This is a genomic window from Acidovorax sp. sif1233 (genome assembly GCF_019218755.1).
GTDB lineage: Bacteria > Pseudomonadota > Gammaproteobacteria > Burkholderiales > Burkholderiaceae_C > Acidovorax.
In genome coordinates this window covers 218,660-231,612 of the sequence record NZ_JAHUWZ010000002.1, presented here as the reverse complement: position 1 = coordinate 231,612, position 12,953 = coordinate 218,660, and the positions used below count along the sequence as shown (strand labels likewise).

Genomic DNA, 12,953 nt, shown 5'->3' with positions numbered 1-12,953 from the left:
CTAACGGGCGGCAAGGCTCTGAGGGCGATCGCCTAAGCGGCTCTGGCGGCGGTTTATCCGGTGGCACGGCAGGTATCGACCCTCAATCCCGCGGCAGCGCCGAATCCGGAGGTAATAGAAAAATATTTCCCATTATTTTTCTGTTCTTCAACCCCATTCCCCCGCCCCGTTCGTTTCACCCAGCACCAACAACACTTTGATGGAGCTGCCATGAAACCCGGTTTATTCCCCCTTCCCGCACTCACCGCGCTGGCCGCCTTGCTGGCAGTGGCCAGCCTGCCGGCCCAGGCCATTGGCCGCCTGGCCGATGTCACCATCGTGGACCGCGACACGGGCACCACGCTGCCGGTGCACTACGCCAAGGGCGAATACTGGGTGGCTGGCCGCCCTGGCGCGCGCTACGCCATCACGGTGCGCAACCGCTCGGGTGAACGGGTGCTGGCCGTGCCCTCGGTGGATGGCGTCAATGTGCTCAGCGGTGAAACCGCCGCCTGGGACCAGCGCGGCTATGTGTTTTCGCCCTACGAGCGCTACCAGATCACCGGCTGGCGCAAGAGCGACAGCCAGGTCGCGGCCTTCGAGTTCTCCAGCATTGCTAACTCCTACGCCAGCCGCACGGGCCGCCCGGCCCACGTGGGCGTGATCGGTGTCGCGCTGTTCCGCGAACAGGCGCCCGTGCCCTCGCCCGCCGTCACCCCCGAGCCCTACAGCCAGAGCCAGAGCCAGCGCCGCGACAACAGCGGCGGCAACGGCAACAGCCTGGGACGCCTGCGCGAGGAGCCTGTCCCCCATCTGCCCTCGCCATCGGCAGCACCCGCCGCTGCGGCACCCGCCCCCTCCTCGGAAGCCGAGTCTTCCGCACGGTCGATGGCTGCGGACAGTGTGGCCAAGGCGGCGCCCATGCCGTCTCCCAAGCTGGGAACGGCCCATGGCCAGCGCGAGACCTCGGTCGTCTCGCACACCACCTTCACGCGCCTGCAGGACCAGCCCAATGAAGTGATCAGCATCCGGTATGACAGCCGCGAAAACCTGGTCGCCAGCGGCGTGATCCGCGAGCCACTGGCGCAGCCGCATGTGCCCCGCGCATTTCCGCAGTCGGACAACCTGTCCTATGTGCCCGACCCGAGGTAGGCCTTGAGGGCTTCCGCCCCGCACAGGCCCGCCGGTGCATGAGGGCCTCGCATAATGCGCGGGTGCCGACCGCCCCCTCCCCCGCCCCCACGGACGAAACCGACGAGATGCTCATGCTGCGTTATGCCGGGGGAGACATGGGCGCATTCGACGCGCTGTATGGCCGGCACGAACTGGCGGTGTGGCGGTTCGTGTTTCGCAGCGTCAAGGTCCAGGCCGTGGCCGACGACCTGCTGCAGGATGTCTGGTTTGCCGTGGCGCGCCATGCCGGCAGCTACGAGGTGAAGGCGAAATTCCGCACCTGGCTGTTCACCCTGGCGCACAACCGGCTGGTCGACCATCTGCGCACCGCCAAGAACCACGCCAGCCTGGACGCGAGCGACGACGATGACGCGCGCAGCCTGGCGGACACGCTGGTGGCCGACTCCGGCTTCGGGCCGGTACGGCAGTTGCAGTCCCGCGAGCAGGCGGCGGCGCTGATCGCCGCCGTGGAGCAACTGCCCCTCGAACAGCGGGAGGCCTTTCTGCTGCAGGCCGAAGGTGACCTCAGCGTGCAGGAGATTGCACAGGCCACGGGCGTGAATTTTGAAACCGCCAAGAGCCGCCTGCGTTATGCGCGGGCCAGCCTTCGCCAGCACCTCAAGGAGTTTGCAGCATGAGCGCGCCAGACGACGAACTGGTCCGGCGATACCGCGAAGCCAGCGCGCAGGAAGATGCCCGCCCCGGCGCGCAGGTGCGCGATGCTGTGCGCGCGCATGCGCAGATGCTGGCGGCAGCAGCCGCCACGGCCCCATCGCCCACGGCGGCCCCACTCACCCGTGCCGCCGCCAACCAGTCGCGCTGGAAAATCTCGGCCCTGGCCACCGTGGCCGTGGTGGGGCTGACTGGCTTGCTGATGCTGCAATTCGAGCGCGGGTCGCCCGAAGAAAAAGAAGTCGCCTATGGCCAGCGCCGGGCCGAAGCGCCAGCTCCCGCAGCATTGCCAGCTCCCCCACCTGCACCTTCCACGGCCCCAGCGGCAGAAACAAACTCAGCGGCGCCATCGGCCGCTGCGGGTTTGCCAGACCGTGCCCGCGACACGGCGATCCCACCGGCCAGGTCCACGGCACAAAAACCTGCGTCTGCGGCGCCAGGCCAGGCCAGGCCACTGGCCAAGACCGCACCGGCACCGGCCCCCGCAATCGCGGCCCCCGAGGCCGAGTCCTCACCGGGCCGCAGCGCAGCCGGGGCCGTTTCAGGCTTTCCCGCATCGCCGCCCATGACGGCCGAGAAGGCCATCACGCCCCGTCCCGCACCGCCCCCCGCGCCCTCCGCTGCGCCAGCCCCCCGCGCCGAGATGCGCGAGCGCTCCGTTGCGCAAGATGGTGCCGCTTCGAGGGAAGTGGTGCCACAGCCCCAGGCCATGCCATCCGCTGCGGCACCTGCCGCCGCTGCTGCGGCCCGCAGCCTACAAGGGGGCAATGCTGCGAACGGCAAACTTGCTGCCACCGCACCCAGCGCCGATGCGGGTTCCAGCGCCTTGTTGTCGCAGCAGTTGTGGGAAGCCTCCCGTACAGGCGACCCCCTCCAGGTGGAAAGCCTCGTTCGCCAGGGCGCGCCCATCGACGCCCGCGGCAGCGCTGGCAGGACGGCACTGATGCTCGCGGCCATCCACGGCCAGGCCACCGCCGTCCAGAAACTCCTGGCCCTGGGCGCCAACCGAACCCTGGTGGACCGTGAAGGACTGAACGCGGCGCAGCAAGCCCGGCAACGGGGACATGCGCGCATTGCGGACCTCATCGAGGCTGAACAACGCTAGCCGCGGAACCTCCAGCGCAGGGAATGTCCAGGCTCAGAACCGCACGGCCTCGAAAGCCGGGTGCAGCGCGTCGATCCAGTGGTCCAGCTCATCCTGCGTCACATGCAGATGCTGCATGCAGGCCTGGCCATGCTGCAGCCATTCGCGCGTGGGGGCCAGGCTGTCGTGGTGGTTCACCAGGTACTCGGCCAGCAGGCCCAGCGCCACGAGGTGCCGAACCGTGGGGTTGAAGCGCTCATCGCCCAGGCACGCAAAGTCGTGGTGCAGCCAGATGGCCTGCGCCACATCCCCCGGCAGGTGCCAGGTGCGGGCCACGATGGCGCCCATCACCGCGTGGTCGGTGCGGTGGCTGGCGTTTTCGGTCTGGGTGAAGGTGCGGTCCTTGCGGGCCAGGGCCTCGGTCACGGTGCCGGCATAACCCCGCACGGCCTTCACCAGCACGGGCATGCCCACATGGCAGAACAGCCCGAAGCTGTAGCCCAGGCCCGGGTCAAAGCTGTAGAGCTGGTGGCCGATGTGCTCGCACGCGATGGCGCGGCGCTGCGAGCTTTCCCAGAAATGCTCCAGCAGCGGAGACCGCACCTGCAGGGCATTGCGCGTGATGAAGGCCGACAGCAGCTCCACCGCCGGCTGCAGGCCCAGCACCGTGAGCGCCATGCCCACGGTCTGCACCGGCTGGGCCAGGCCATACAGCGGGCTGTTGGCCAGCCGCATCACGGCGGCGGCCAGGGCCACGTCCGAGGAGGCCAGTTGCTCCAGGGCGGCAGAGTCCAGCTCGGGCGCGGCCACGATCTGCTGCAGGCGCAGCAGCGACTCGGGGCACGGCGGGACCACGATGGCCCGCACCGCAGGGTGCACGCGGGCTTGCCGGATATCTTGATCGATGGGGTGTGGAGCGGTCACGAAGAATCACCGGGCCGCCCCGGTACGGTACACACAGGGGTTGCCCGCACAGTTGCAATTCGTTGCATTGTGGCGCCAAAAGGCGGGGCGCAGGCGCGGCACGGGTGGGGCACCGTCTTTTCCACGGCCGGCGATGCCGCACGCCGGGCGCGCCGCGCCGCAGCCACGGCTCAGATATCCGCCCCGTCCACCCCCATCAGGGCCTGGCGGGTGCTCAGGCTGCTGCGTCCGGGCATGGCCTCGCCCAGATAGTCCAGAAAACGCCGCACCGCCGGGGACAGGCCCCGGCGCGATGGAAACACCGCATGCACGATGGCGGGCAGGGGAGCCCAGTCCGGCAGCACCCGCACCAGCCGGCGCGCCCGTATTTCCTCGGAGCACATGTAGTCCGGCATCCAGCAGATGCCGGTGCCCGCCATCGCCGCGATCTTGAGGGTCAGCAGGTCATCGGCCACGTAGCGGGGGGCGTGGTGCACCACCTGGTGCACACCGCCGGGCCCGATGAGGTTCCAGGTGGACCGGCCATCGGGCGCCGACATGGCGATGCTGTCGAGCCGCCCCAGGTCCTCCAGTGTCTCGGGGGTGCCCTGGCGGATCAGCAGGTCCGGGCTGGCCACCAGGATCTGGGTTGCATGGTCAAGGCGCTTGACGACCATGCTGCCGCTGTCCTCCACCGAGGGCCGCACGCGCAGCGCCACGTCGATGCCTTCCTCCACCAGGTTCACGGCGCGGTTGCTCACCAGCATCTCCACCCGCACCTCGGGGTAGGTGGAAAGAAACTGCGGCATCAGCTCGGCCAGCACGGTCTGCGCCAGCGTCACCGGACAGCTCACGCGGATGGTGCCCCGCGGTGCCGTCTGCACCTGGGCCACGGTGTCGGCAGCCGCCTGGGCGGATTCCCGCATGGCCTGGCAATGGCGCAGATAGGCTTCTCCCACCTCGGTGAGCGAGAGCTTGCGCGTGGTGCGCTGCAACAGCCGCACGCCCAGCTGCGTTTCCAGATCCGACACGCGCCGAGAGAGGCGCGACTTGGGGATCCCCAGCGCCCGCCCGGCGGCGGCGAAGCCGCCCCGCTCCACCACTTCGGCGAAATACAGCATGTCGTTGAGGTCTTGCATGGTGAGAGCGTGTTGTGAGCGTGTTGTGCACGTTGACGTGCCCGCGAAAGCCGGGAACACAAGGCCTGTGCCCGCGCCCAGCGATCACCGGCATGGAGGTCCCACGGTAAGGCAAGGCGCATCAGACGCCCTGATCGTTCTATGGATAGAACAATCTATCGCAAGTTCACTACCTTATCAACATTTTGATGGATCCCCACAATTCATCCCATGGCCACACGCCGTGGTCCCACCGCTGACACACCCCCAAGGAGTTCTCTCATGCAACTGCTTCACATCGATTCCGCCATCACCGGCGAACAATCCGTCTCCCGCGAACTCACCGCCCGCATCGTGGGCGCATGGCAGGCCAGCCACCCCGGCACCAGCGTGCAGTACCTCGACCTCGCCGCCCAGGCTCCTTCGCACCTGTCATCCGACTCCCTGGGCTTTCGCACCGGCCAGGCCGCGGCGACGGAACTCCAGCGCCAGGAAAACGCCGTGTCCGAAGCGCTGGTGAGCCAGTTCCTGGCCGCCGACGTGATCGTGGTCGGCGCTCCGCTGTACAACTTCTCGATACCCAGCCAGCTCAAGGCCTGGATCGACCGCATCGCGCAGACGGGCCGCACCTTCAAGTACACCGACAAGGGCCCCGTGGGCCTGGCCGGGGGCAAGACGGTGATCGTGGCGTCCAGCCGCGGCGGCGTGTATTCCACCAGCGAAGGCGGCCAGGCCCTGGAGCACCAGGAAAGCTACCTGAAGGTCGTGTTCGGTTTCTTCGGCATCACCGACGTGCGCTTCGTGCGCGCCGAAGGCGTGGGCATGGGCCCGGACGCCAAGGCAGCGGCCCTGGCCAATGCCGACCGTGACCTGCAGGCCCACACCACCGTCGCGGCCAACCAGGCCCGGGTGGCACAGGCAGCCTGAGCGGCATCCGCAGCCGGGCTGGACCGCCGCCAGCCGGCTGCACCGCAACTGCTGCCGCCGGCGGCCCCCCGCATCAGGGCAGCCGTGATCGCAGACCCTCTGAGCTTCTTCGAGCGGCATCTGCGCCCCTGCGCGCGCTGACGCCAAAGGTGCAGATGGCGCGGCCGCTCAGGCCGCGTGCGCCTTCACCCAGGCCACGTATTTGTCCACCCAGCCTTGCAGAAACTTCCTGCTGCCTTCGCCCACGTTGCCATCGGCATCGAAAAGACCGTCCTTGGCATGGATGAATGCTTCGGGCTGGCCCAGGGTGGGCATGTCAAGGTAGGCCAGCACGTTGCGCAGGTGCTGCTGCGACAGGGCCGTGCCGATGGCCCCCACCGACGCGCCGATCACGCCCGCGGGCTTGCCCGCCCATGCACTTTGGCCATAGGGCCGCGACGCATGGTCGATGGCGTTCTTGAGCACGCCGGGGATGGACCGGTTGTACTCCGCCGTCACGAAAAGCACGCCCTGCGCGGCCTGGATCTCGCGCTTGAGGCGCAACACTGGCGCGGCCTGCTGGCCATCGTCGTCCTGGTTGTACAAAGGCAGGTCGTCAATGCGCAACTGCGTGAACTGGAAATCCGCCGGTGCCAGCCGCGCGATGGCGGTGGCCAGCTGGCGATTGAAGGAATCCTTGCGGAGGCTGCCGACGATGACGGCGATCTGGACATTGCTCATGAAAACTCCTTGTGAATGGACGACAACGGAGAAAAAAAGCACCGCATGGCATCGACCGGAACGTACCGGGCCATGCTGTACACAGCGCTTGCCATGATAGCCACAGCCCCGTGAAAACGCAGGGCGGCGGGCCCGGCGCAATTGCTGCATTTTGTATAGCGTATTGCGCCGCCATGAAGGCCCGCCCGGTCGGCCGCTAGCCCGCGCGCCGCTGCCCGGCCAGGCGCTGCACCACGGCCACCAGGCGGTCGATCTCTTCGAAGGTGTTGTAGAACGCCAGCGAAGGCCGCACCGTAGTCTCCACGCCGAAGCGGCGCAGGATGGGCTGGGCACAGTGGTGGCCTGTGCGCACGGCGATGCCCTCCTCGTTGAGCGCCTTGCCCACCTCTTCCGTGGTGTAGCCCGCGAGCACGAAGGACATCACGCTGGCCTTGTCGTCGGCCGTGCCGATGAGCCGCACGCCGCGGATGGCACCCAGGTGGCGCATGCCGTAGGCCAGCAGTTCGTGCTCGTAGCGCGCGATGTTCTCTAGCCCCAAGCGGTTCACGTAGTCGATGGCGGCGCCCAGGCCCACGGCGTCGGCGATGTTGCCGGTGCCGGCCTCGAACTTGTTCGGGATGGGCTGGAACACCGTCTTCTCGAAGGTCACGTCGGCAATCATGTTGCCGCCGCCTTGCCAGGGCGGCATGTCTTCGAGCACCGCACGCTTGCCCCAGACCACGCCGATGCCGGTGGGCCCGAAGACCTTGTGGCCCGAGAACACGAAGAAATCGGCCCCCAGGTCCTGCACGTCCACCCGCATGTGCGAGACCGACTGCGCGCCGTCGACCAGGGTCGTGGCGCCCGCCCGCCTGGCCAGGGCCACGATCTCCTTGACCGGCACCACGGTGCCCAGGGCGTTGGAGACCTGGGTGACTGCGACGATCCTGGTGCGGTCGTTGAGCAGCTTCTGGTATTCGTCGAGCAGCACCTGGCCCGAGTCGTCCACCGGGATCACGCGCAGGCGCGCGCCCTTGGCAGCCGCCAGCTGCTGCCAGGGCACGATGTTGGCATGGTGCTCCAGGTGGCTGACGATGATCTCGTCGCCCTCGCCCACATGCTGCGCGCCCCAGCTCTTGGCCACCAGGTTGATGGCCTCGGTGGTGCCGCGCACGAAGATCACCTCGTTCACGTCGGGCGCATTGATGAAGCGCTGCACGCGCTGGCGTGCGCCCTCGTAGGCGTCCGTGGCGCGTGCTGCCAGTTCATGCGCCGCACGGTGGATGTTGGAGTTCTCGTGCGCGTAGAAATGGCTGATGCGGTCGATGACCGACTGCGGCTTGTGCGTGGTGGCCGCATTGTCGAACCAGACGAGCTGGCGGCCATTGACGCGCTCCTGCAGCACCGGGAAGTCGCGGCGCACCGCATGCACGTCGAAGGCCGGGTGGGCGCTGCGGTCGGCCTGGGGGACGCTGCCGGCAGCCGGGGCACGGCCGGGCGTGGTGTAGCCGCCGGGCAGCACCACGGCATCGGCGAAGTAAAAGCGCGGTTCGGTCGATGGCACCGTGCTGGGCACGCTGGTGCCGGCCGTGGGCGAGCCCACGCGCGGCACTTCGGGTGCGGCAAAAGGCAGGCGCGCCAGGGCATCGAGCCCGCCGGGAACGGCGCCATGCCCGTCGGGCGGGGTCACCTGGGGCAGGCGGTCTGCCGCCAGCGGGTGGCCGTGGCGCTCGCCGAGGAAATAGTACGGCGATGTGCCCTGCGCCACCGCAGGCGCGGCCTGGGCGGGCGCGGCCTCGAGAACACCCAGCACGCCGCTGCCAAAGCGCGGCTCGTAGGCCGGCAAGGTGCTGATCACCGAGTCGGGTACGCCGTTGCCAGCCACCGCATGAGGCAGCAGGGCCGGCGCACGGTGCGCCAGCGAGGCCAGCGGCGTGGGCGAGGCCGGCACCAGGTTGGCACCCGGCACCAGCCCTTGCGGGATGGGGGTGCCGGGCACGCCGGGGCCAAAGCCCGCGGGGCTGACCAGCGGCGAGCCGGCCGGTGCGATGTTGACGGGCGCCTGCACGCCAGGCGGCCAGGGCGTGCCCTGCCCCGCACCAGGCAGCGAGCCCGGTGGCGTGGAGGGCCGGCCTGCGGCCGGCCCGGCAAAGCGCGGCTCTTCGCCAGGCCGGGCCGCGAACAGGGCCGTCGCCAGCCCGGCCAGCAGCGCCGGGTCGATCGGCGGCTGCAGCGTGGCGGGCACGCTGGCAGGAAGGGAGGATGGAGTGGTCACCACGCGGCCGCTTTACTTGTAGGTGTCGGGGTAGTCGTGGTACTTGTTGATCTCCACGTCGTCCAGCACGGCCAGCGCATCGGGCGTGAGCACGGCCAGCGAGCAGTACAGCGAGATCAGGTAGGACGCGATGGCATGGTTGTTGATGCCCATGAAGCGCACCGACAGGCCGGGGCTCTGCTCGCCCGGCAGGCCGGGCTGGAACAGGCCGACCACGCCCTGGCGCTTGTCGCCCACGCGCAGCAGCAGGATCTTGCTTTTGCCGTCGGCCACGGGCACCTTGTCCGAAGGGATCAGCGGAATGCCGCGCCAGGTGATGAACTGCGAGCCGAACAGGCTCACCGTGGGCGGCGGCGTGCCACGGCGCGTGGCTTCGCGGCCGAAGGCGGCAATCGCCAGCGGGTGGGCCAGGAAGAAGGCGGGCTCCTTCCAGACCTTGGTGAGCAGTTCGTCCAGGTCGTCCGGCGTGGGCGCGCCGGTGAGCGGAAACACGCGCTGCTCATCCGTCACCTGGGCCAGCAGGCCGTAGTCGGGGTTGTTGATGAGCTCGCTTTCCTGGTTTTCCTTGATCGTCTCGATCGTCAGGCGCAGCTGTTCCTTGATCTGGTCGTGCGGGCTGCTGTACAGGTCGGAGATGCGGGTGTGCACGTCGAGCACGGTGCTCACGGCATTCAGGAAGAACTCGCGCGGGTTCTCTTCGTAGTCCACGAAGGTGCGCGGCAACTGGTTCTCTTCCTCGCGGGCCGTGCAGGTGACCTTGATCAGCTCGGGGTTCTTGACCTGATTGAGGCGGTAGATGCCCGCTTCGACCGGCACCCACTGCAGCAGGTGCGTGAGCCAGCGCGGCGAGATGGTCGAGAGTTGTGCGGTGGTCTTGGTCGCGTTGGCAAGTTGCCGTGCTGCGTTGTCGCCCAGGGCGGTCGTGCCGCCCACTGTTGCCGTCATGTGAGGCTCCGTATCAGAAAAGGTGGGATGAGAGAAAAACTCCCAGCCAGTTTCCGACGGAGGCCTCAGTGCTTCAACATGCTATAGCCGCCAATCGCGTGCCATTGAGCGCATTCGCATCGCTCAATGCGTCGCAGTGCCCGAGCAGCGTGGCGCTGCGCACGCCGAAGGCCTGGGAGAGCTTGTCGATGGTGACCAGCGAGGCAATGGCGCGGCCCCGCTCGATCTCGCCCACATAGGAGCGGTTCAGGTCGGCATGCTCGGCCAGTTGCTCCTGCGACCAGCCGCGCGCCTCGCGCAGGCGCCGCACGGCCGTGCCGAAACTGCGTACCAGCACCTCACTCATGCCACGCCCACCCTGGGTTCGTCGCCGTCGTGGTGCCCGTTGTGGCGCGACAGGGCCTGGGTCACGTTGCCGCCCGCGGGCACGTCGTGCGTGATCCACACATTGCCGCCAATGGTGGCGCCGCGCCCCAGCGTCACCCGGCCCAGCACGGTGGCGCCGGCGTAGATGACCACGTCGTCCTCCACCACCGGGTGGCGTGGCTGGCCCTTCTGCAAGTGCCCATCCTCGTCCGTGGGAAAGCGCTTGGCGCCCAGCGTGACGGCCTGGTAGACACGCACGCGCTCGCCGATCACCGCGGTCTCGCCGATCACGACGCCCGTGCCGTGGTCGATGAAAAAGCCCGCGCCGATCTGCGCGCCGGGGTGGATGTCGATGCCGGTCTGCGCATGGGCCTGCTCGGCCACGATGCGCGCCAGCAGCGGCAGCTCCAGCTGGTACAGCGTGTGCGCCAGGCGGTGGTGGATCATGGCCAGGATGCCGGGGTAGCACAGCAGCACCTCGTCCACGCTGCGCGCGGCCGGATCGCCGTGGTAGGCGGCCAGCACGTCGCTGTCGAGCAGGCTGCGGATCTCGGGCAGCGAGGTGGCGAAGCTGCGGGCCGTCTGCACGGCGCGCTTTTCGATGTTCTGCTCTTCCACCGGCTGGTGGCGCAGCACATAACGCAACTCCAGCCGGATCTGCGCCAGCAGCGCATGCAAGGCGGCGTCCAGCGTGTGGCCGACGTAGAAGTCCTCGCTCTCCTGGCGCAGGTCGGGTGGGCCCAGGCGCATGGGAAACAGCACGCCCTTGAGCTTGTCGACGATATCGGCCAGCGCGTCGCGCGATGGGAACTCGCGCCCGCCCGGCTCCTGGGAGCGCTTTTGCAGGCTGCGCCAGTCGCGGCGCACGGCGTGCAGGGACTGCACGATGGGTTCGATGTTGAAGACGGCCATGGGGAAAGGGAAGCTGTGGTTCAGTCGTGGAGGCGGGCCGTGCCCCGGGGCTAGTCCTGGATCCAGGGAAGGTTGTGAAAGCGCCAGCCATCGGCATGGCCGCGCTGCTTGTGGCCATCGATCTCGCCCTCGAAGCCTTCGAGCACGTTGAAGACGCGGGTGAAGCCGGCCTTGGCCGCCGCCTCGGCCGCCAGGGCCGAGCGCTTGCCGCTGCGGCACAGCAGCAGCGCCGTGGCCTCCTTGCCGCCGTGGCTGGCCAGGCGGGCCTCCAGCTCGCGCACGAAGCGCGGGTTGCGCTGCAGGGCGGTGCCCGTGGCCCAGGGCACGTGCAGGCTGTCCGGCACCTGGCCGACGAACTTCAGCTCTTCGGCCGAGCGCACGTCCACCAGCACGGCATCGCCGGCCAGGACGAGTTTCCACGCCACGGTGGGCGCAACGCCGCCCGCATAGGGCAGGCCGGACGCCAGTGCGACCGAGCGGGCAGATTCCAATTCGTGTGCGAGCACAGCGTCCTGGGTGTCCTGGATGGCGGATGAAAGCATGGCAGGGGTCCTTGAGGCTAGGGTTTCGCAGCCCTCATGGGCGGGGCTGCCGTGAACAATGTGTTCACTCTAGAACCCTTCTCATAAAACCCAAAAGAATAAAATTTGGTTTCTATAAAACCAAAACATCCTTGAGTTTGTTCAGGCAAACCCTGTGGCTGCCAACCCGTGCAGGGCATGGCCAAAGGGCCGCAGATCCAGGCGCTCCGGCAGGTCCAGCACCTGCTGCGCCAGGGCCTCTCCCACGGCGGCCGAGTGCTTGAAGCCATGGCCCGAGCAGGCGGAGGCCACGTGCACGCCTGGCCAGCCGGGCAGCCGGTCGACGACGAAGCCGTGGTCGGGAGTCACGGTGTACAGGCAGGCGCGGGCGTCGGTGCAGCGGGCGGCCGGGGCATCAAAGCGCGGCAGCACGTGGCGCTGCAGCATGCTGTGCTTCTCGGCATCGGCCACGGTGCGGTCCACGGTGTCCGGGGTGGTGGTCTCCAGGTACTGCGCGGTGGCCACCTTGAAGGCCGGCGCGCCCGCATCCGCGATCGGGAACCCATAGATCGAGTCGTCCGGTCCGTCGCGAAAGGTCCAGATGAAGACCGGAAACACCCCGGGCTCGAACGAGGGCCTGGCGGCCCCCACGTCGAACCAGAACATCACCTGGCGGTACACCGCCAGCCGGGGTGCCCAGGCATGCCGCAGCTCCTCGCCCAGCAGGCCCGGGAGCCAGGGGCCCGCAGCCAGCACCACCTGCCCGGCGCTGTGGCGGCCCTGCGTGGTGTCCACCCGCAGGTGCCCGCCTTCGCGCGCGAGGCCGGTCACGCGCACCCCTGTCTGCACCGTGGCGCCATGCACCTGGGCCTGTTGCAACTGGGCGCTGATGGCGGCCTCGGGCCGCACGAAGCCGGCGTCGCGCTCCCAGTAGGCGAATTCGTGGTCGTTGAGCTGGAACTGCGGGTAGCGCCGGCGCAGGTCGGCATGGTCCAGCACCTCGTGGTCTATGCCATGGCGGCGCGCGATCTCGATGGTGTTGTGCACGAAGTCCAGGCGGCGTCCCTGGTGCAGCGGCGCGCCATCGCGCGGCCCGAGCACCAGGCCGTGGGTGCGGGTGTAGATGGGCTGGCCGGTCGCGGCCTCCAGTTCGCGCCAGATCTCGTGCGAGCGGCGCACCAGGGGCACGTATTCGTCGCCCTCGCCCACCGCCAGCCGGGTGATGCGGGTCTGGCCGTGCGAGGAGCCCAGGCTGTGCGGCGGCTGGAACTGGTCCAGCCCGAGCACCCTGGCCCCGCGCCGCGCCAGCTGGTACAGCGTGGCGCAGCCCACGGCCCCGAGGCCGACGACGATACTGTCGAAATGTGCCATGCAACGAT

General features: G+C 68.7%; 13 protein-coding genes. 4 read left to right on the top strand and 9 right to left on the bottom strand.

Translation table 11 applies throughout. The annotated features are described in order from the left end of the window. The first annotated feature begins 210 nt into the window (after positions 1-210). The 3 genes from KW843_RS08470 (at position 211) to KW843_RS08460 (ending at position 2,929) form a co-directional block, all read left to right on the top strand. The gene (locus tag KW843_RS08470) at positions 211-1,131 is read left to right on the top strand and encodes a hypothetical protein (protein WP_218294698.1); all 921 of its coding nucleotides are present in this window, start codon (positions 211-213) and stop codon (positions 1,129-1,131) included. Between the two features lie 113 nt (positions 1,132-1,244). After that, on the top strand, positions 1,245-1,790 hold the full coding sequence (locus KW843_RS08465) for a sigma-70 family RNA polymerase sigma factor (protein WP_218295296.1): 546 nt from the start codon (positions 1,245-1,247) through the stop codon (positions 1,788-1,790). Continuing rightward, positions 1,787-2,929: an ankyrin repeat domain-containing protein gene (locus KW843_RS08460; protein WP_218294697.1), complete on the top strand. Its 1,143-nt coding sequence runs from the start codon at positions 1,787-1,789 to the stop codon at positions 2,927-2,929. Before KW843_RS08465 ends, KW843_RS08460 begins: the two co-directional genes overlap by 4 nt. Positions 2,930-2,962: 33 nt before the next feature. Here KW843_RS08460 and KW843_RS08455 read toward each other — a convergent pair whose 3' ends face one another. Continuing rightward, on the bottom strand, positions 2,963-3,832 hold the full coding sequence (locus KW843_RS08455) for an HDOD domain-containing protein (RefSeq protein ID WP_218294696.1): 870 nt from the start codon (positions 3,830-3,832) through the stop codon (positions 2,963-2,965). Between the two features lie 170 nt (positions 3,833-4,002). After that, positions 4,003-4,950, bottom strand: a complete 948-nt coding sequence (locus KW843_RS08450; RefSeq protein ID WP_218294695.1) for a LysR family transcriptional regulator — start codon at positions 4,948-4,950, stop codon at positions 4,003-4,005. Between the two features lie 261 nt (positions 4,951-5,211). On the opposite strand from KW843_RS08450, the gene KW843_RS08445 reads away from it, so the two are divergent. Continuing rightward, a complete protein-coding gene (locus tag KW843_RS08445; protein WP_218294694.1) occupies positions 5,212-5,856 on the top strand; it encodes an FMN-dependent NADH-azoreductase in 645 nt (214 codons plus the stop codon). A gap of 168 nt (positions 5,857-6,024) precedes the next feature. On the opposite strand, the gene KW843_RS08440 is transcribed toward KW843_RS08445, so the two are convergent. The 7 genes from KW843_RS08440 to solA form a co-directional block, all read right to left on the bottom strand. Then, positions 6,025-6,576, bottom strand: coding sequence for an NADPH-dependent FMN reductase (locus KW843_RS08440; protein ID WP_218294693.1), 552 nt, complete (start codon positions 6,574-6,576; stop codon positions 6,025-6,027). Positions 6,577-6,772: 196 nt separating this feature from the next. Continuing rightward, the gene (locus KW843_RS08435) at positions 6,773-8,833 is read right to left on the bottom strand and encodes a family 2A encapsulin nanocompartment cargo protein cysteine desulfurase (protein ID WP_218294692.1); all 2,061 of its coding nucleotides are present in this window, start codon (positions 8,831-8,833) and stop codon (positions 6,773-6,775) included. 9 nt (positions 8,834-8,842) lie between these two features. Beyond that, positions 8,843-9,775, bottom strand: a complete 933-nt coding sequence (locus KW843_RS08430; protein WP_007857268.1) for a family 2A encapsulin nanocompartment shell protein — start codon at positions 9,773-9,775, stop codon at positions 8,843-8,845. Between the two features lie 73 nt (positions 9,776-9,848). Then, positions 9,849-10,121: a helix-turn-helix transcriptional regulator gene (locus KW843_RS08425; RefSeq protein WP_218294691.1), complete on the bottom strand. Its 273-nt coding sequence runs from the start codon at positions 10,119-10,121 to the stop codon at positions 9,849-9,851. Next, positions 10,118-11,053: a serine O-acetyltransferase EpsC gene (epsC, locus tag KW843_RS08420; RefSeq protein ID WP_218294690.1), complete on the bottom strand. Its 936-nt coding sequence runs from the start codon at positions 11,051-11,053 to the stop codon at positions 10,118-10,120. The genes KW843_RS08425 and epsC overlap by 4 nt, the downstream gene beginning before the upstream one ends. A gap of 50 nt (positions 11,054-11,103) precedes the next feature. Then, the gene (locus KW843_RS08415; RefSeq protein ID WP_218294689.1) at positions 11,104-11,595 is read right to left on the bottom strand and encodes a rhodanese-like domain-containing protein; all 492 of its coding nucleotides are present in this window, start codon (positions 11,593-11,595) and stop codon (positions 11,104-11,106) included. Between the two features lie 141 nt (positions 11,596-11,736). Beyond that, positions 11,737-12,945, bottom strand: coding sequence for an N-methyl-L-tryptophan oxidase (solA, locus tag KW843_RS08410; RefSeq protein WP_218294688.1), 1,209 nt, complete (start codon positions 12,943-12,945; stop codon positions 11,737-11,739). Positions 12,946-12,953 lie beyond the last annotated feature (8 nt).